The following is a 17,188-nucleotide window of genomic DNA, read 5'->3' as shown; positions in this document are numbered from 1 at the left end:
AATGGAATTTCTTGTCTCTAGCGCCGTTGCTGTCCTCACATCCTGTGGTGTCTATTTGATCCTGCGCCAACGCACATTCCCTGTTATTTTGGGGCTTTCTCTTCTGTCCTATGCGGTGAATATTTTCCTCTTTTCAACGGGACGCCTTGTGCAAAACCTTCCTGCTATTTTGGATAAATATGGCGAAGGCATCTATACTGACCCCCTCCCGCAAGCCCTTGTTTTGACCGCGATTGTTATCTCATTCGGGATGACGGCTTTGGTGGTTATGATCGCCCTCAGCGCTTATTTGACGTCGGAGACGGACGAGATTGATATGACCGAGACCACCGACGAAGGAGACAGCGCGTGAGCAATTTGATCATAGCCCCCGTCGTTCTACCTGCGGTTCTCGCACCGTTCATTCTGATGGTGATCCGGCATCATCTCGACCTGCAACGCATTTTCTCGATGGCAGGATCGATTGCGCTGGTTTGCATTTCGCTGGTCCTCACCCACCAAGCGTCTGGCGGCGAAATTCAGGTTTATGAATTAGGCGATTGGCCCGCGCCCTTTGGCATTGTTCTCGTGCTCGACCGCTTGTCGGCCCTGATGGTTTTGCTCACATCCGTCCTTGGCCTCTGCGTGAACCTCTATGTTATCAGCACGGATTGGGATAAACGCGGCGAGCATTTCCACCCACTTTTTCAGTTCCAACTCATGGGCGTTTGTGGCGCATTCCTTACGGGTGATGCGTTTAACCTCTTCGTGTTTTTTGAGGTGCTGCTCATTGCCTCCTACGGCCTTATGATTCATGGCGGGGGCGCTGACCGCCTTCGTGCGGGTATGCAGTACGTCGTTTACAACCTTCTCGGCTCGACCCTCTTTCTGTTTGCGCTTGGGACAATTTATGCCGTCACTGGCACGCTCAATATGGCCGACCTTGCAGTGCGCATTGCCGAACTTCCCGCCGACGACACTGCCCTTATTCGTGTCGGTGCAGTCCTGTTGTTGCTTGTGTTCTGCATCAAGGCCGCCGTGCTGCCGTTGCATTTTTGGCTTCCCGGAAGCTATGCAAATGCGCCTGCGCCTGTGGCCGCCTTGTTCGCCATTATGACCAAGGTTGGCGCCTATTCAATCTTGCGCATGTACACGCTGGTGTTTGGACCAGATCTCGCCCTTAGTGCTGGATTGGTAGGACAATGGCTGTTGCCAGCGGCGCTGCTAACCCTCGCAGTTGGTATGATTGGTATCCTCGGATCGCGCGATATTTCCAAACTCGCAGTCTTTGCCGCCATCGGCTCTATGGGGACGTTGCTGATCGCGATCGCGCTCTTTACGCCACTCGCCACAGGGGCCGCAATTTACTATATTGTGCACTCTACGCTGGCGACGGCGATGATCTTCCTTGTGTCCGATCTGATCATTGAGCGACGGGGAAAAGAGATCAAACCCGCCCCCCGTATGGCACAGAACGGTTTGATCTCGGCCCTCTTTTTTGTGGCCGCCATTGCCTTGGCTGGGATGCCACCGCTTTCGGGGTTCTTAGGTAAGCTGATGGTTCTTCAGGCCTCAACTGGGACACCACACCAAACCCTGATCTGGAGCGTGATCCTTATTTTCTCGCTGGTCGCCATCATCGGCTTTGCGCGTGCGGGCAGCTTGATCTTCTGGAAAACCACCGACCCTATGGAGGACCTCGATCTGGAAGAAGCGCAAATCGCACCGCTCCAAACACAGGGCACCGTAATGGTTTTTGTGCCAATTTTTGCGCTTCTCTTTGGCCTTGTCGCGCTTACGATTTTCGCGGAACAGGCGATAGAATATGCCAATGCGACGGCGGAGCAATTGTTTGATACATCCGCCTATATTGACGCCGTACTCGGGGAGACTGCGAAATGAAAGTCCTGCGCAAATTATTCCCACACCCTGTGCTCACCGTCCTTTTAACGGTCGTTTGGCTGCTGCTGGTGAATGCCTATTCCATCAACTCGCTGCTGTTTGGCGCGTTTCTTGGGGTGCTCATTCCCTTTATCACCAGCCCCTATTGGCCAAATATGCCGCGTGTCAGACACCCGCTTAAAATCATCGAGTACTTTTTTATTGTCCTGTGGGATATCGTCGTCGCCAATTTCGTTGTGGCGAACCTCATTCTGTTTCGCCGCAATGCGGACTTAAAGCCGGCATGGGTCACCGTTCCCTTGGATCTGCGCACACCCGAAGCCATTACTGTTTTGGCGGGAACAATCACCCTTACGCCTGGCACCGTCTCAAGCGATATTTCCGACGAAGGCCATGCAATTTTGGTGCATTGCCTGAATGCCCCCGACCCACAGGCGGTCTGTGATGAAATCAAAACGCGGTACGAGCGTCGCCTAAAGGAGATTTTCGAATGATTGGGATTGCAATCAACTTTGCTTTTGGCTGCTTTGGTGCGGCGCTTTTGTTGAACTTATGGCGGATTATACGTGCGCCGGGGGTTGGAGATCGTGTGCTTGCCCTCGATACGATGGTCATCAATGTCATCGCGCTGATTGTTCTTTTCGGGATGAAGTTCAAAACCGAGATGGTCTTTGAAAGCGCGCTCATTATTTCCATGTTGGGTTTCGTTTCGACGGTCGCCTATACGCGCTTTATGTTGCGCGGAAACATTATCGAGTAGAGGGCATGATGGACTTATTTTACGAAATCCTAATCACGTTCTTTCTGATTGTGAGCGGCGTCTTTGGCCTTGTTGGCTCGATTGGTCTGGTCAAATTGCCCGATCCAATGTCGCGCCTTCATGCGCCCACCAAGGCCACAACATTGGGTGTTGGCGGCGTGCTTCTGGCGTCTATCTTGCATTCGGTTTTGATCGAAGGGCACCTCTCGTTGCATGAGTTGCTGATCACGTTGTTTTTGTTCCTTACGGCCCCGATCACCGCGCATTTCATCGCCAAGGCGCATATTCACCGGAATATGAAATCTGATGAATTGCCCGATCCGGGGGGGGATAAAAGCTGGTCGTCCTTACCAGAGGTCATCACCCCAGAAGAGGGGTGATGCCGTTTCGGGTCATCCGCGCAGAGCGGGAAGGCCGACGCCTGTGCTTTCAAAACCACCATCGGCTGCAATCACTTGCCCCGTCACATAGCTGGCCCGTTCCGAGCATAAATACGTAATCAGATCGGCCAGTTCAGACTCCGTACCGTACCGATTGAGCGGAATAGCATCGTGGTAAGCTGCGATAATTTCGGGCGTATGGACCGCCATTGCCAATTTGGTGCGCACCGGCCCCGGGCAGACACAATTCGCCCGGACGCCGAATTCGCCCAGTTCCGCAGCCTGCTGTTTGGTCAAATGGATCACCGCCGCTTTGGACGTGCCATATGCCACCCTGAGGGTCGAGGCGCGCAAGCCGCTTATCGATGCGATATTTACCAACGCCCCTTTGGTTTTCTTCAGCGCCGGAATCGTCGCCTGTGACACCAGAAACAACCCATCCAGATTGGTTTCCATGATGCGCCGCCAATCGGCAAATGTGGTTTCGGCGAGGGGGCGGAAATCGGCAACGCCTGCGTTATTCACAACCGCATCAATGCGCCCAAAAGTGGAAATTACGGCCTCGGCCATTTTATCCACATCGTCGGGGAGAGAGACGTCGTATTCAAACGGAAAGCCCTGATCTAACGGCTCGGCCGCGATAGCCAATTCGCTCGCGTCACGGTCAATCATCGCGACTTTCCAACCCTGCTCGATCAAAAGTTTACTCGTCGCCAGCCCGATTCCGCGCGCCGCGCCCGTCACAAGCGCCACTTTCTGTGTCATGTTCCTCACTCCCGATCTTAGAAAACTTAAACTACTTCATCCACACCAACAGGTAGGTCGTCAACTCAGGCCAAAGCGCGATGATGGCAAGGCCGAGGGTGCTGGTGATAAGGAATGGCACCGCCGCAACCGCAATCTTCTCCAGCGAGAGTTTGGCCACATTCGCCGCCACAAACAGGTTGATCCCAACGGGCGGCGTAAACAGACCAATGGCGAGATTGATCATGAGGAACACGCCGAACCAGACGGGATCCCATTCCAGCGCCCGCACCACAGGGAGAAAGATAGGAAGCGAGATAAACATAATCGTCACCGCGTCCATAAACATACCTGCAATAAGCAGGATCATTGCCATAACCAGCATAATCGTCCACTGAGAATCGCTCAGGGCAAGCAGGCCTTCCGAATAGCGGCCGACCACATCATCTACGGTGACAACCCAGCCAAACAGGCTGGCGAAGGTCACAACCAACATCACAACCGCCGAGGAAGCGGCGGCATCGGTCAGGGCGTCAAACAGGGTCGAAATCGTCAGGCTGCGATAGACAAAGAACCCCACGAACAGCGCATAAACCACGGCAACAACGGCCGCCTCTGTGGGCGTAAATATACCCGTGTAAATCCCGCCAAGGATCACAACGGGGGTCATTAAGCCCCAGATTGCGTCCCGAAAGCTCAGCCAAACGCGCTTGGGAAAAGGGAACTCTGCGTATGGCATCGGTGCCAATTCCGCGAGTTTAGAGGATTTGTTCGCGGCCCGCTGTACCCTGACAAAAGGCAAGGCTGCCAACATCAAGGCGCCCATAACGACACCGGGTAAGATTGCGGCGATAAACAGATCGCCAATCGAAACCTCGGCAATTACGCCGTAAATCACCAAGCCGATAGAGGGCGGGATCACAATGGAAAGGGCTGCGCCCGTACAGACCATCGCCGCGGCAAACGCCTTGGGATAGCCATCTTCTTCCATGCCGCGAATGACCATCGGGCCAATCGCCGCCACCGACGCGGGGCCAGAACCGGAAACCGCGCCCCAAAACAAACTGACAACCACGCCAACAAGGCCCATGCCACCAGGAAGGCTGCCCATCAGCACACGGAAAAACCGGATCATCCGATCGGCCATACCCGCAGTTCCCATCAGGATGCCCGCGAGGATAAAGAAGGGAATAGCAAGAAGCGAGAATTTGGTGATGCCACTGGCCAGCAAATCACCCACCAGATCCAGCCCAAAACCCATCTGCCACATGGCAAAAAGGGATGAAAGTCCAAGCGAAAACGCCACAGGAACGCGGATGACCAAGAGGACGCCAAAAAGGATGAGCATCTGGGTTCCGGTATCGAAATCAAACATAAGCCCGCTCCTTTTGCTCAAGAATCGCGCCCTGCACCAACCGCACGGCAATCATCAAGAACCCCAGGGGCAGAGCCAGTGAATAATACCATGATGGGACCTGAAGACCTGCCGAAACGATTCCACTGGCGCGTTGGTTTATCACCATCTCGCCGCAATACCACGCCGACAACGCCAGTAGCAGAACGCCCAGAAAGACAGAAAACCAGCGCACGAATGGCTGTAAGGCAGTGGGCAGCATATCCGCGAACAGTGTCACAGCGAGGTGTTGGCCGCGCCGCGCCGCAATTGCTGCGCCAAAAACGGTCAGCAGCAAAAATCCGTTCAACAGGATTTCCTGCGTCGCTGCAAAAGAATAGTTGGAAAGATAGCGCACCAGCACATTGGCAAAACCGATAAATGTCATCACCAGAAAAATCAGACTGCAAACATATTCTTCCAGTCGGTCGGCAATTTTAAGTATCAGGTTTTTCATGGGGCCACCTTTGGCATGAAGATCATACCTGACATCGATGCACAAGCATCTGCACCGCAGGCGGAAAACGCGCCCCACTTATCGCGGGACGCGTTGTTTTTTCACCTAATTAATTTGAGCCGTTAATGGAAGTCTGAAAAAGTTCCACCAGTTCAGGGCCAACCTTGGCGGACCATTTGTCAAAAGGCTCTTTTGTGGCGTCGCGGAACGCTTGCAACTCATCAGCAGTAGGTTCGTAAACCTCCATGCCTTCTGCGCGCAGTTTATCCAGACCAGCAGCCGTTCCTTCACGAGTCACCTTGATTTGGAAATCCATCGCTTCGATCGCAGCAGCCTGAACCTTAGCTTGTGTTTCCGCGTCCCAGCCATCCCATTTCTCTTTGCTTACACCAAGGAAAATTGGGTCGTAGGAATAGTGCCAAGGGGTGATGTATTTTTGAACTTCATACACACGTTGGGGCACAATCACCGCGCCGATTGGGTTTTCTTGGCCGTCAACGACACCCTGTTGCAGCGCACTGAAGGTTTCCGCCCATTGCATCTGTTGTGGGTTCGCCCCAAGTGCGGTCATCACGTCGATATACATCGGACCCGCAACACGCATTTTTAGACCTTTGAGGTCTTCTGGCGATTTGATCGGGTGCACGTTGTTTGTGACTTCGCGGAAGCCATTTTCACCCCATGCCAACACGATGATACCGTGCTCCGCCATGATCTCTTTCATTTTGTCGCCCGGCGCACCGGATGTCGTGGCGTCGACGGCGTCATAGCCAGAGTACAGATACGGCAATGAGAAAACGGCCATCTCAGGAACGATGGGCGTCACGTTGATTGCGGAGGTGACAACAAAGTCCAACGCGCCGCGACCAACCATTTCAGCTTGTTTCATTTGGTCGCCACCGGACAGTTGCGCGTTTGGAAAAACCCGCACGTCCAGATCGCCACCAGTGGCTTCGTTCAACAGTTCCGAGAATTTTTCGGACCCTTGATGCCATGACGTCGTGTCGCTTGTATTGTGCGACAGACGCAGCGTTTCAGCCTTCGCCGCAGACCCAAAAGCGGTCGCTGCCGAAATTGCAGCCACAAAAATGAGATTCATTTTGGACATATTGTCTCCTCCTATTTAACAAGTCCCCTCCCAGTGGAGGTCTCCGGCAACAGAACGTCCATATTTTGGATGGTGTTGCAAGGGAAAATTTTATTGTCGTTTTGAAATTCCAAATTTTACCTTGAAATATGCCCGATATTGCTCAACAATCAATGTTTGAGCCTGTACAGATAGAAAATGACTACAAAAGAGGTGTCCACATTGTGGATGCATGGGGGTGCTTGGAAGATGACAGACGAGAATTTCCCTTTGGAAAACATCGGCGCGCAAAGCGTTGATCGGGCTTTGGCCTTGCTGTCCTTAATCGGGCGCAGCGCGGTTGAGGGGGTTGGTCTGTCAACAATCGTGCAGGACACGGGGTTAAGTCGCCCAACTGCGCGGCGCTTACTGCTTGCCCTCATGCGGGCGCGAATGGTGGAGCAAGACACTGCAACGCGGCATTATTTTCTCGGCGAAGAAACCTATGTACTTGGCGTGTTGGCGGCACAGAGATTCGATTTGATGGACCTGACGCGCAACAGTTTGGTGGATCTAGCCGCCCTGAGCGGGGATTCCGTTTTCCTCTCCGTGCGCCGCGATTCCTTTTCTGTTTGCCTGCACAAGGAAGAAGGTGCATTTCCTATCCGCACCCATGCGCTGCAAGTGGGATATCGCCATCCGTTAGGCGTGGGGGCTGGTTCGCTGGCCATCCTCGCTGCCCTTCCCGCCGAAGAGCGCGCCGAAATCCTGAGCCGCAACACTGATATACTGGCTCAGAACTTTCCTGATTGTAGCCCTCAAGCCCTGAAACCCTTGATCAATCAAGCAATCGAACGCGGCTACTCCCTCAATCCGGGATTGGTTTTGACCAGTTCATGGGCCGTGGGGGCCGCTTTCAAAATGCCCGGTGGTCGGGTTGCGGGCGCCATTAGTATTGCCGCCATCGATAGCCGCATGGGGCCTGAACGGCAGGCCGAATTGGGCGCGGCTTTGCTGCTTGAAACCGCGAAAATAGAAGCGCGCATGGCCAAGACCTTCGCGCTGTCAAAATCGACCGACCTGCCACGCCATCGCACACAATTCAGCGCGGCGGCCAAAGGGTAGTCGGCACTTAGTATAAAACGGAGGATAAGATACGTGAACAAAGCACAAATCGTTGGTTGGGCGCATAGCCATTTTGGCAAATCCACTGCGCCAGATACTGAAACCCTGATGGCCGAAGTCATCGCCCCGGCGCTTGAACATGCGGGTGTTGGCGCAGCGGACATCGACGGTATTTTTGTCGGCGTCATGAATAACGGCTTTTCCAAGCAGGATTTTCAGGGCGCTTTGGTTGGGATGGCCATGCCTGAGCTTGGCATGACGCCAGCTGTGCGGATGGAAAATGCCTGTGCCACGGGTTCTGCGGCTCTCTATTCTGCGCTTGATTTTATCGAATCTGGTCGTGGTAAAATCGCACTGGTGGTTGGTGCCGAAAAGATGACGGCCCTGCCAACTGTTGAGGTGGGCGACATCCTTTTGGGGGCGAGTTATCGCAGCGAAGAGGCGGATGTTGCGGGTGGATTTGCGGGACTGTTTGGCCGGATTGCCCAACAGTATTTTCAGAAATACGGCGATTGTTCCGATGCGCTGGCAATGATTGCCTCCAAAAACCACCAGAATGGCGCGCATAATCCCTACGCTCATATGCAAAAAGCGTTGACCTTTGCCCAATGTAACGACGTTTCTGATCGCAACCCCTATGTGGCCCCCCCCTTGCGCCGCACCGATTGCTCGCTTGTGTCGGATGGCGCGGCCGCGATGATTGTCGCCTCTGCGGATGTGGCCGCCGACCTCAAACGTGCCATTGCCTTTCGTGCGCGCACCCATACCAACGACATACTGGCCCTATCGCGCCGCGAGATTACCAATTTTGATGGGGCACGTCGGGCTTGGGCGGCCTCATTGGAGGCTGCGGACCTCAACCTTTATGATTTGGATTTGGTCGAAACTCACGATTGTTTCACCATCGCCGAACTGCTGGAATATGAGGCCATGGGCCTTGCCGAAACGGGCAAAGGTGCAAATGTGATCCGTGAAGGCATCACCCGCAAGGATGGCCGCCTTCCGGTAAACCTGTCTGGCGGATTGAAGTCCAAAGGGCATCCCATCGGGGCGACGGGCGTATCCATGCACATCATGGCGGCGATGCAACTGGCGGGCGAAGCGCCCGAAGGCATTCAGGCCAAATCCCCGCAGTTGGCGGGCGTGTTCAACATGGGCGGCGCGGCGGTTGCCAATTATATGTCGGTTTTGGAGCGCGTAAGATGAGCGCGTGGCTGTCAGTTAACAGCGATCCAAAGGGGGGGATTGCCCCCTCAACCACCCGTGTTTCAAACCTTGCCAACCACCTTACCCGCAACGCGCGGCGTTTGGGCGACAAACTGGCGCTGGTTTGGGGCGAGGAGCAATGGACGTGGGAGCAGATGGAGGCTCGCGTGAATGCGCTGGCGTTTGGATTGCGCGACCGTTTTGGCGTGAGCAAGGGCGATCGCATCCTGATTCAGTCCCAAAACTGTAACCAGATGTTTGAATCCATGCTGGCTTGTTTCCGGTTGGGTGCGGTTTGGGTGCCTGCGAATTTCCGCCAAACACCCGAAGAAGTGTCATGGCTCGCTCAATCCTCGGGCGCGACTGGCATGATTTGCGGCGCGGAATTCCCTGAGCACGCCGCCGCCTGTGACGCGCCAGAGCGTGGGTTCATGCTGGTGATCGGTGGCCCCAAGGGCGACAGTGATTTTGATACGCTGGTAGATTCCTATATGGGCCAGACGGTTGCAAATACGGCCGTCGACCGCGATGATCCTTGTTGGTTTTTCTTTACTTCGGGCACAACGGGGCGGCCCAAAGCCTCGGTTTTGACCCATGGACAGATGGCGTTTGTTCTACTCAATCATCTGAATGACCTGATGCCGGGGACCACACATGAGGCGCGTTCCCTATGCCTTGCGCCCCTTAGTCACGGCGCAGGTATTCACCAGATGACCCAAGTCGCCGCAGGGGCGGCAACCGTGTTGTTTCCCGCCGGTCGTTTTGATCCCGAAATCGCGTGGAAAATCGTGCAGGATCACAAGATCAGCAATATGTTTACCGTGCCCACAATCGTTAAGATGCTGGTCGAACATGACAGTGTTACCCAATATGATATCTCCTCGTTAAGACAGATGATCTACGCGGGCGCGCCGATGTACCGCTCCGATCAAAAATATGCTTTGTCGGTTCTGGGAAAAGTGCTGGTGCAATATTTCGGACTTGGCGAAGTCACTGGAAACATTACGGTCCTCCCTCCGTCAGAACATTTCGAAGACGATGCGGAGATGCGGATCGGGAGTTGTGGTTACCCCCGCACGGGCATCGAGATTTCCATCCAAGCCAGTGACGGCAGTGAAATGCCGGTAGGGCAACAAGGCGAGATTTGCGTGATCGGCCCTGCGGTTTTTGCGGGTTATTACAATAATCCCGACGCCAACGCCAAAGCCTTCCGCGATGGATGGTTCCGCACGGGGGATTTGGGCTATGTTGATGCTGGTGGCTATCTTTTCATCACGGGTCGGGAATCCGACATGTATATTTCTGGCGGGTCCAATATTTACCCCCGGGAGATCGAGGAGAAAATCCTAACTCATGACGCCGTTAGCGAAGTCGCAGTCCTAGGCGTGCCTGATCCGGTCTGGGGCGAGGTTGGCATTGCGGTTTGTGTTTTGCGCAAAGGCTCCGAAGCCACAGCAGAAGAATTGCACGCATGGCTCAAACCAAAAATTTCGAGCTATAAAATGCCCAAGCGTTTTATCCTCATCGAGGAAATGCCCAAATCTGCCTATGGCAAAATCACCAAAAAGATCATTCGCGAGACATTGGAGCAACGCGGTTTGCTGGGTGAGGTAACCTGCGCATGAAGATGACCACGCTCAATCCGCCCATGGTCCACCCTGGTCCAGTGAATCCCAAACGGATCGAAGCTGTTGGCGTGCAGGCCTGTGATCTGGAAATTCAGCTTGAAGCAGGTCAGCAGGTAGAAGCCGCCATTTGCTCGGCGGTTGCGGCGGCGGGATGTGACGGAGCATGGGTCGATGTGAGCGGCCTGTTTTCCGATCCCTACGCTTTTGTTATGCCGGATAAATCCCCCGATGGCACGCGCGTCGCATGGTACAGCGAAACCTATGAGCCAAAGGGCGAGACTCGCGTAGATATGGGCGGAATGTCGGTTGGGCATTACGGCGACGGATCGTTTACCCATTGCCACGGAGTCTGGACCTCGATTGACGGAACAACTTTAGGGCATATGCTGGCCCCAATTTGCACCGTTTCGCGCTCTGTGACACTCAAGGCTATCGGCTTCAAAGGCGGACGGTTTGAGCGCCTGCAAGATGACGAAACTTGTTTTGAGTTGTTCCGCGCATGTGCGACGGGCTCGCCTGTGCAGACCCCAGATGCCGTCATTCTGACCCTGCGCCCCAACACGGACCTTTGCTGTGCCATTGAAGAAACCGCCCGTGCCTTCGGGATTTCCGACGGTGAAATCATGGGCCTCGGCAGTGCCAACGGCGCGCGGTTCCAAGACGCACCGTCCATGCACAGTGCCATAACCGAGTTCATTATAAACTCGGGTAAGTTGGTTAACGGCAAGGCCAGCGTCAACCTCTCCGCCGTGGACATTCAGAAAGATATCTTCAGCGGTACAGTGAAAAGCGGCGATGCGCCAATTTCAATCACCGCTGAAATCGTTTTGCGCCGCGCTTAATTCTGTGCGGGGGGCAGTTTTAAAATTTTCGCATAAAGGATACCTTTTGGGCCGTGAACGTCATAACGTTGAAAATTATGTGACGACTGTCAGGAGACATACCTTTTCATGAAAGACGCGCCCCTCCTTAATCTGGCTCTTGCGATGTTCCTCACCCTTTCCATCGGCTGGCTTCTGTTCATAGGACGTCCGATTTTATTACCAGTCGTGACGGGTCTCTTTGCGGTTTACGTGATGATATCGACCTCAAATGCGCTGCACCGCCAGCTTTTGCTGCGCCATTTGCCGCTACCTTTCCTACGATTTTGTGTACTGTCGGTCTTTGCCGCTGCCGTCATTACGCTTGCGATCGTCGCCGCCGCCACAATCCGCGAAATCGCCGCCGTTGCCCCCGTCTACGAAGCCAATATGGACGCATTCCTTGAGAGCATTGCGGCGCGATTTGAGTTGGATCATCAGGAGCTTTGGCTGGGAATTCGCACTGTTACGATCGACGCCTTCGATCTGCGCGTCGTCTTTTTGAGCCTATTGGGGGGATTTACCAATGTTGGGCTCACTGTTTTTTTGATTGTGATTTATGCCGCATTTTTAATGAGCGAACGTTCCAACTTTGAAAAGAAGCTCGCGGCCGTCTTCTCCACCCCTAATCAGGCCCAAATGGCCAAGCGCGTCATTCGCGAAATCAATACGAAAATCAGCGACTATTTGGCGGTGAAAACACTGATCAATGTCGTGCTTGGGGTGATCTCCTTTCTTATCCTCTGGGCGCATGGCACAGATTTCGCCCTATTTTGGGCGGTGATGATCGGATTGCTAAACTATATCCCCTATGTTGGCTCCTATATCGGCGTTCTTTTTCCCGTTATCCTGTCGTTTGCACAGTTTGCCTCCCTTTCCCATACGTTGTCCCTGACGTTTTTCCTGACCGCGACCCAATTTATCATGGGCAATGTCATTGAGCCGCGCTTTATTGGGCGGCAAGTCAATCTGAGTCCGGTAATTGTGTTGATTGCCTTATCGGTTTGGACAGGGCTTTGGGGGATTCCTGGCGCAATTTTAGCGGTCCCGCTGACTTCGGTGATCGCAATTATTTTTGCCAGCTTTGCGTCTACCCGCTTTATTGCAGTGCTACTGGCGGACCGTGTCGAAGAATAAACACTGGACTTAACGCATTCCGTTGCGAGTTTAGTGGTCGCTTGCGCTGCGAAAATGATTCCAAATCGCCCGTAGAAAAATTACGGACAGGACAAGACCTGCCGCAATCAGCACATATTTGGTATGCAACACATGCCCAAAAACACGCCCCAGAAGTTGGCCAACGGCGCTACCGAGGACAGTGTATACCACCCCCCAAATCAACGCAGAAATGCCCGCTCGCACGGCAAACTGCATGGTTCCGATTTCTGATTGGGCCAACGCGATGGGGCCGACAATCCGCATGCCCGGTATGAACTGAAAAATGGACGCATAGCGGGCGGGATTTTTATTGAGTTTCTGCAACATCCCCGAGAGTCGTTTGTTCGCTAGGATCGACTGAACGCGCGACTGCCCGCGATAGCGCCGCCCCAGAAAAAACACCGATAGATTTGACATATAAGCACCGCAGATGGCCACCGACGCCACCTGCCAAGGCAAAAGGAGATGGTGATGCGCCATGATGCCCCCTGTAATGGCGACGGTTTCACCCTCGATAATACTGCCCAAAAAGACGGCAAAAAGGCCGTAATTGGATATCCAACTTTCTACACTAATAGTGACTCTCCATGTCTCAAATACGCACGGCTTTTCCGTTCGCCACATGTTGGGTCGGCCCTTGTTGAATGTCCAGAGTATCCATCACAATCCAACCTGTTTTTCGGCATTTTTTGGGCGGGCCCCTCAACTCCGGATCAACACAAACACCATGTTCCGCGCCGATCGCGGCGATTGTATGGGTAACAAAAGCCAATTTCAAAGCGGTTTCATGTTGTAATCCCTTTGTCCGCGAAGAGGCGCAGTTGCAGATCAAGCAGACGCGCACCGTCTTGCACAAGGTGGGTGGCGTCTCGGGTTAAGATGAGGCGCAACACAAGGCTTTGGATGATCCCGAATAGTAGCATCACACCGTCCTCTGCGCGCAATGTACCGCCCAAATGCCCTTGAGTTTGAGCCACTTCAAAGGAGCGGATCAAGGCGGCGCGAAACGCGACAACCTCTGATTGGATGGCGCGCCGCGCTTGGGTTAAAATGCCAGTTGGGTCGCGGGTCACCATGATTTCCGGCAAGGCCGGAGTTTGGGTCACCAGTTGCAGATGCCCCAAAATTAGATGTCGCAGATTGTCTACAGGGGACCGCTCTGACTGCTGTCCCTCAAGGGTATTTTCGCGGATTTGCGCACATAGCGTTTGGGTGGCGGCCCACCAGATGTCTTCCTTCTTGGGGTAGTGCTTATAAACCGCAGGCTGTGTCAGGCCAAGCCGCTTGGCGATCATGCCGGTTGTCACATGATCCGGACCAACTTCGAACGCAAGATCCAAGGTCGTCGTCAGAATTTGCATCTTGCGATCTTCGGAGGATTTGCGTGTACTCATCCTCGTTTCACGGCCCGCGTCGCGATGACGGCGATCACAGCCCAAAAGGTAAATCTCAAGACCAGCGCGCCGATTGTGCGCATCTCAAACGGGGTGCCGAGCAAGACCACAAACGCAAATCCCAAGGCAACCCCTGCCGTTGCGATTGCGATTAAGCCTGACAGACGCGCCGCCCAAAGTGTGCCCTGCCACAAGCCGATCGCGGCCAGAATATAGGCCGCCCCTGCTAGGAAATTGAACCAAACGACAAACCCGACATAATTGCCCGCCCACGCCTGTGAGGCCATGGAACCAAACAAGACATTGCCTGCGGAAAACAGGGTTAACGCGCCAAATAACATGGCGACTATAGCTATGAACTTTCGCCCGTGAAAAGGTGAAGTGGGAACTGTTAGATGGCTATTCATTGGATATCCTTCCTATTAGTTATACTACTATAACTAATAACAGGCACCTCGCATTTCAACCTCGACACCAACTTTCCCTAAAATCAGGGCAGAACGGTTTCCACCTCAATCTTATGTTGAGAAACCCTACTGTTTCAGAAACGCATGTGGTAACGCTCGCGGGCAGATTTCTGCTCTTTCTACTGATTGAATTTCGGCGATCGCCCAAGGAGATGTCCATTGCTAAAAGTAACCCCTAGACAGATGGTCTGGTTATGCATGGCTGTATTTTTTGTTCAGCCAATCCAGTTTGGCATTTGGCTATCAAATGTCGCCGAAATAAAGATAGGCTTGGGTCTAAGCAACTCGGATTTGGCGCTTGGTTTGTTGGGCATGCCCATCGGGCTTCTGCCCTCTCTCTATCTCGCCAGCCGCGTCGTTGATCGCTTCGGCCCAAGACACACCCTTTTGTGGTTATTTCCGCCCATGCTTATTGCGGGTGTACTCCCTGGGTTTGCAACGGGTGTGGGATCGTTGTTCCTGGCGCTTTTCGTGCTCGGGGCGCTCATTGCGTTTACTGAGGTCGCCTTGAATGTCTTTGCCGCGCGGGTGGAGAAAACGCTTGGGACATCCATCATGAACCGAGCGCACGGTTTTTGGAGCCTCGGCATTATGGCGGGCAGTTTTATTGGTGTTCAGATGGCAGGGCTTGGCTTCACGGTGGCCGAAAGCTTGCAATGGGGGGGCTTGCTGCTTTTGCCATTATTGATGGTCGTTGCCTATATTTTGCCAAGGATTGCGCCGAAACAGGAGACCACAGAAAACGCGCAGGCCAAACCACCACTTCCAAAAGCGCTTCTACCGATTGTTGCCATTGTTTTTGGGGCAACAATTGTCGAAGGTGCAATGATTGACTGGTCGACCGTTTATATGCGCGATGTTGCTGAGATCATTGCTGGCAAAGAGGGTTGGGCGGTGACCATTTTTGCCGGTTTTGTGACAGCAGGGCGATTTATTGGCGACGCAGTAAATAACCGATATGGTGCGATGCTGCTGGCGCGCATGTGCATTGGTTCCGCCATTTTGGGACTTGTCATTCTGGCATTCAACTTTGGACCGGAGGCGTCATTTTTGGGCTTCGCTTTTGTCGGGCTGGGCGTGTCCACGATCTTTCCTCTGGGCATAAGTGCCAGCGCAGCTCTTGGGGATGAGGGAGAGGCGAGAAACGTATCGGTGATGACCTTTGGCGCGTTAAGCGGTTTCCTTGTTGGACCGCCCATGATTGGTTTCGTCGCAGAGGCAACCTCGCTTAATGTCGCCTTCGCCTTGCTCCTCCCCACGCTTGCACTGAGCTTTATCTTGGCGAAACATCTTTTACGCATGCGTTGATTGGGTTGGGATGTCTACTCGCCCGGATCGCGATTTTCTAAGCTGCCGTCGCGTTGGCGGCGAAACAACCGTCCAACCGTGAAAGAGGTGCGCGGCGTATAGATATAAGGCGTGCGCGCGCCCTTGGTGGGACGCACTTGCATGCGTGCGAGGCCAAAGATAATCAGAACGCCGTGCCCGACCAATATCATCAGAAACAGAGCCTTGGGACCGAAATCGTCAATAAGCACCGAGGCGAGGTAGGGCGCAAAGATAGCCCCAAGCGCAAAGAAGAACATCAGTGCGGCGGAGAGTTCGACGCGCTCCTCGGAGGTGGCGAAATCATGCGCGTGGGCCGCCGCGACGGAATAAATCGGAAAGGTCGTGAGGCCAAAAAGCCCCGCGGACAGCATGATCCCCGTTGTCCCCAAACCCGAAGCCATAATCGTAATGCCGCAACTAAGCATCGCGGCGAAGGATAGCCAAACCAACACCCAGCGGCGGTCGTATTTATCCGCCAACCATCCCACGGGGAGTTGTGCCAGTGCCCCGCCGAGCACGAAGGCCGACAAAAACCAAGCGATCTGGCCTGCGCTCAAGCCGACTTCCTGACCATAAATAGGGCCGACCATACGAAAGGACGCGCTTGAAAGCGCCGCGACCACAACCGCCGCCGCCGCCAAAGGCGAGCAATCAATCGCCAGACGTGGACGTAAACGGGCGCGGCTGGGGGTTTCAGGTTCTGCCGTGCGCGTCAGCATCAGGGGCAAAAGCGCCGCACAACAGAGGATAGCAAGCAGGTTGTAGGATATGTATGACGCAGGGGACAGGATTCCGATAATCATTTGCGCGGCCAGCGATCCCGTCATGTCCACGACGCGGTACACCCCCATCGTGCGGCCGCGTGTTTCATTGGTGACTCGCGCCTGCAACCACGCTTCGATCACGGTATAGCATCCCGCCACACAAAGCCCCGAGGCCACGCGCATCAAGGCCCACGCGTAGGGATCCAGCACCATCATATGTGCCATCAATCCGATGGAACCGCTGGCCGTGAAAGCGGCAAACGCGCGCGAGTGACCCACGTTGCCCATCAGGCGCGGTGCCCACCAGCAGCCTATGAAAAACCCCAGAAAATGGGCCGAGCCCAGCATTCCGATTTCCTGCTTGGAAAAGCCAAGGGTGAGCCCAGACAACACATCAAGAGGCCCCACGCCGCCGGACGAAAGTTGTAGCAAAATAACCGAGAGAAAAAGGGCGGCAAAAGAGATGAGTAATCGCATGTCGGGTTGAACTTGCCGCTTTTGTTTGAGCAATCCAAGAGGGATTGTGTGCTGTGATGAATTATTATGACGCGGAGTGCGAATTAGTAGAATTTCACC

General features: G+C 54.1%; 20 protein-coding genes. 11 read left to right on the top strand and 9 right to left on the bottom strand.

The features are described from left to right. The first annotated feature begins 1 nt into the window (after nt 1). Genes AB9F29_RS05605 through AB9F29_RS05585 form a run of 5 tightly spaced genes read left to right on the top strand, consistent with a single transcriptional unit; the run spans nt 2 to nt 3,021 of the window. Entirely contained in the window at nt 2-352 is a 351-nt protein-coding gene (locus AB9F29_RS05605) for a Na+/H+ antiporter subunit C (RefSeq protein ID WP_335583872.1), read from the top strand. Beyond that, the gene (locus AB9F29_RS05600; RefSeq protein ID WP_369754885.1) at nt 349-1,881 is read left to right on the top strand and encodes a monovalent cation/H+ antiporter subunit D; all 1,533 of its coding nucleotides are present in this window, start codon (nt 349-351) and stop codon (nt 1,879-1,881) included. Before AB9F29_RS05605 ends, AB9F29_RS05600 begins: the two co-directional genes overlap by 4 nt. Beyond that, nucleotides 1,878-2,375, top strand: a complete 498-nt coding sequence (locus AB9F29_RS05595) for a Na+/H+ antiporter subunit E (RefSeq protein ID WP_369754884.1) — start codon at nt 1,878-1,880, stop codon at nt 2,373-2,375. The genes AB9F29_RS05600 and AB9F29_RS05595 overlap by 4 nt, the downstream gene beginning before the upstream one ends. Further along, nucleotides 2,372-2,641 carry a K+/H+ antiporter subunit F gene (locus AB9F29_RS05590; protein WP_039003770.1) on the top strand — a complete coding sequence of 90 codons (270 nt, stop codon included), beginning with the start codon at nt 2,372-2,374 and terminating at the stop codon, nt 2,639-2,641. The genes AB9F29_RS05595 and AB9F29_RS05590 overlap by 4 nt, the downstream gene beginning before the upstream one ends. 8 nt (nt 2,642-2,649) lie before the next feature. Beyond that, nucleotides 2,650-3,021 (top strand): Na+/H+ antiporter subunit G, encoded by a 372-nt coding sequence (locus tag AB9F29_RS05585; RefSeq protein WP_335583880.1) that lies wholly within the window; start codon nt 2,650-2,652, stop codon nt 3,019-3,021. Between the two features lie 12 nt (nt 3,022-3,033). On the opposite strand, the gene AB9F29_RS05580 is transcribed toward AB9F29_RS05585, so the two are convergent. The 4 genes from AB9F29_RS05580 to AB9F29_RS05565 form a co-directional block, all read right to left on the bottom strand. Further along, complete coding sequence (locus AB9F29_RS05580) at nt 3,034-3,786, bottom strand: SDR family NAD(P)-dependent oxidoreductase (RefSeq protein WP_369754883.1); 753 nt, start codon at nt 3,784-3,786, stop codon at nt 3,034-3,036. Between the two features lie 31 nt (nt 3,787-3,817). Next, on the bottom strand, nt 3,818-5,140 hold the full coding sequence (locus tag AB9F29_RS05575; RefSeq protein ID WP_335583868.1) for a TRAP transporter large permease: 1,323 nt from the start codon (nt 5,138-5,140) through the stop codon (nt 3,818-3,820). Beyond that, nucleotides 5,133-5,615: a TRAP transporter small permease gene (locus AB9F29_RS05570; protein WP_369754882.1), complete on the bottom strand. Its 483-nt coding sequence runs from the start codon at nt 5,613-5,615 to the stop codon at nt 5,133-5,135. The genes AB9F29_RS05575 and AB9F29_RS05570 overlap by 8 nt, the downstream gene beginning before the upstream one ends. Before the next feature lie 109 nt (nt 5,616-5,724). Then, nucleotides 5,725-6,723 carry a DctP family TRAP transporter solute-binding subunit gene (locus AB9F29_RS05565; RefSeq protein WP_335583866.1) on the bottom strand — a complete coding sequence of 333 codons (999 nt, stop codon included), beginning with the start codon at nt 6,721-6,723 and terminating at the stop codon, nt 5,725-5,727. Between the two features lie 177 nt (nt 6,724-6,900). On the opposite strand from AB9F29_RS05565, the gene AB9F29_RS05560 reads away from it, so the two are divergent. The 5 genes from AB9F29_RS05560 (at nt 6,901) to AB9F29_RS05540 (ending at nt 12,637) form a co-directional block, all read left to right on the top strand. Further along, complete coding sequence (locus AB9F29_RS05560; RefSeq protein ID WP_369754881.1) at nt 6,901-7,806, top strand: IclR family transcriptional regulator; 906 nt, start codon at nt 6,901-6,903, stop codon at nt 7,804-7,806. 33 nt (nt 7,807-7,839) lie between these two features. Next, nucleotides 7,840-9,012, top strand: a complete 1,173-nt coding sequence (locus AB9F29_RS05555) for a thiolase domain-containing protein (RefSeq protein WP_039003779.1) — start codon at nt 7,840-7,842, stop codon at nt 9,010-9,012. After that, nucleotides 9,009-10,637, top strand: coding sequence for an acyl-CoA synthetase (locus AB9F29_RS05550; protein WP_369754880.1), 1,629 nt, complete (start codon nt 9,009-9,011; stop codon nt 10,635-10,637). The genes AB9F29_RS05555 and AB9F29_RS05550 overlap by 4 nt, the downstream gene beginning before the upstream one ends. Further along, complete coding sequence (locus AB9F29_RS05545; protein ID WP_369754879.1) at nt 10,634-11,482, top strand: hypothetical protein; 849 nt, start codon at nt 10,634-10,636, stop codon at nt 11,480-11,482. The genes AB9F29_RS05550 and AB9F29_RS05545 overlap by 4 nt, the downstream gene beginning before the upstream one ends. Before the next feature lie 108 nt (nt 11,483-11,590). Further along, nucleotides 11,591-12,637 (top strand): AI-2E family transporter, encoded by a 1,047-nt coding sequence (locus AB9F29_RS05540; protein WP_369754878.1) that lies wholly within the window; start codon nt 11,591-11,593, stop codon nt 12,635-12,637. A 30-nt stretch (nt 12,638-12,667) separates the two neighbouring features. Here the strand turns inward: AB9F29_RS05540 and AB9F29_RS05535 are convergent, their stop codons facing one another. Genes AB9F29_RS05535 through AB9F29_RS05520 form a run of 4 tightly spaced genes read right to left on the bottom strand, consistent with a single transcriptional unit; the run spans nt 12,668 to nt 14,459 of the window. After that, nucleotides 12,668-13,282 (bottom strand): DedA family protein, encoded by a 615-nt coding sequence (locus tag AB9F29_RS05535; RefSeq protein WP_369754876.1) that lies wholly within the window; start codon nt 13,280-13,282, stop codon nt 12,668-12,670. Beyond that, nucleotides 13,251-13,436 carry a hypothetical protein gene (locus AB9F29_RS05530; protein WP_369754929.1) on the bottom strand — a complete coding sequence of 62 codons (186 nt, stop codon included), beginning with the start codon at nt 13,434-13,436 and terminating at the stop codon, nt 13,251-13,253. The genes AB9F29_RS05535 and AB9F29_RS05530 overlap by 32 nt, the downstream gene beginning before the upstream one ends. A 7-nt stretch (nt 13,437-13,443) precedes the next feature. After that, a complete protein-coding gene (locus AB9F29_RS05525; protein ID WP_369754875.1) occupies nt 13,444-14,052 on the bottom strand; it encodes a TetR/AcrR family transcriptional regulator in 609 nt (202 codons plus the stop codon). Then, a complete protein-coding gene (locus tag AB9F29_RS05520) occupies nt 14,049-14,459 on the bottom strand; it encodes a hypothetical protein (protein ID WP_369754874.1) in 411 nt (136 codons plus the stop codon). Before AB9F29_RS05520 ends, AB9F29_RS05525 begins: the two co-directional genes overlap by 4 nt. 258 nt (nt 14,460-14,717) lie before the next feature. Between AB9F29_RS05520 and AB9F29_RS05515 the strand changes: the two genes are divergently transcribed. Beyond that, nucleotides 14,718-15,827: an MFS transporter gene (locus tag AB9F29_RS05515; RefSeq protein ID WP_335583856.1), complete on the top strand. Its 1,110-nt coding sequence runs from the start codon at nt 14,718-14,720 to the stop codon at nt 15,825-15,827. Between the two features lie 14 nt (nt 15,828-15,841). On the opposite strand, the gene AB9F29_RS05510 is transcribed toward AB9F29_RS05515, so the two are convergent. Further along, a complete protein-coding gene (locus AB9F29_RS05510; protein ID WP_369754873.1) occupies nt 15,842-17,089 on the bottom strand; it encodes an MFS transporter in 1,248 nt (415 codons plus the stop codon). Nucleotides 17,090-17,188 lie beyond the last annotated feature (99 nt).

Source organism: Falsihalocynthiibacter sp. S25ZX9 (genome assembly GCF_041205405.1).
Taxonomy (GTDB): Bacteria; Pseudomonadota; Alphaproteobacteria; order Rhodobacterales; family Rhodobacteraceae; genus Falsihalocynthiibacter; species Falsihalocynthiibacter arcticus.
This window is presented reverse-complemented; position numbering and strand designations above follow the sequence as displayed.

Bases quoted from the DNA above. Each gene is read 5' to 3' on its own strand.
- AB9F29_RS05560 (WP_369754881.1), top strand. From the start codon at position 6,901: ATGACTACAAAAGAGGTGTCCACATTGTGGATGCATGGGGGTGCTTGG.
- AB9F29_RS05545 (WP_369754879.1), top strand. From the start codon at position 10,634: ATGAAGATGACCACGCTCAATCCGCCCATGGTCCACCCTGGTCCAGTG.
- AB9F29_RS05540 (WP_369754878.1), top strand. From the start codon at position 11,591: ATGAAAGACGCGCCCCTCCTTAATCTGGCTCTTGCGATGTTCCTCACC.
- AB9F29_RS05575 (WP_335583868.1), bottom strand. From the start codon at position 5,140: ATGTTTGATTTCGATACCGGAACCCAGATGCTCATCCTTTTTGGCGTC.
- AB9F29_RS05550 (WP_369754880.1), top strand. From the start codon at position 9,009: ATGAGCGCGTGGCTGTCAGTTAACAGCGATCCAAAGGGGGGGATTGCC.
- AB9F29_RS05605 (WP_335583872.1), top strand. From the start codon at position 2: ATGGAATTTCTTGTCTCTAGCGCCGTTGCTGTCCTCACATCCTGTGGT.
- AB9F29_RS05525 (WP_369754875.1), bottom strand. From the start codon at position 14,052: ATGAGTACACGCAAATCCTCCGAAGATCGCAAGATGCAAATTCTGACG.
- AB9F29_RS05585 (WP_335583880.1), top strand. From the start codon at position 2,650: ATGGACTTATTTTACGAAATCCTAATCACGTTCTTTCTGATTGTGAGC.
- AB9F29_RS05510 (WP_369754873.1), bottom strand. From the start codon at position 17,089: ATGCGATTACTCATCTCTTTTGCCGCCCTTTTTCTCTCGGTTATTTTG.
- AB9F29_RS05515 (WP_335583856.1), top strand. From the start codon at position 14,718: ATGGCTGTATTTTTTGTTCAGCCAATCCAGTTTGGCATTTGGCTATCA.
- AB9F29_RS05535 (WP_369754876.1), bottom strand. From the start codon at position 13,282: ATGTGGCGAACGGAAAAGCCGTGCGTATTTGAGACATGGAGAGTCACT.
- AB9F29_RS05580 (WP_369754883.1), bottom strand. From the start codon at position 3,786: ATGACACAGAAAGTGGCGCTTGTGACGGGCGCGGCGCGCGGAATCGGG.
- AB9F29_RS05520 (WP_369754874.1), bottom strand. From the start codon at position 14,459: ATGAATAGCCATCTAACAGTTCCCACTTCACCTTTTCACGGGCGAAAG.
- AB9F29_RS05595 (WP_369754884.1), top strand. From the start codon at position 1,878: ATGAAAGTCCTGCGCAAATTATTCCCACACCCTGTGCTCACCGTCCTT.
- AB9F29_RS05590 (WP_039003770.1), top strand. From the start codon at position 2,372: ATGATTGGGATTGCAATCAACTTTGCTTTTGGCTGCTTTGGTGCGGCG.
- AB9F29_RS05565 (WP_335583866.1), bottom strand. From the start codon at position 6,723: ATGTCCAAAATGAATCTCATTTTTGTGGCTGCAATTTCGGCAGCGACC.
- AB9F29_RS05570 (WP_369754882.1), bottom strand. From the start codon at position 5,615: ATGAAAAACCTGATACTTAAAATTGCCGACCGACTGGAAGAATATGTT.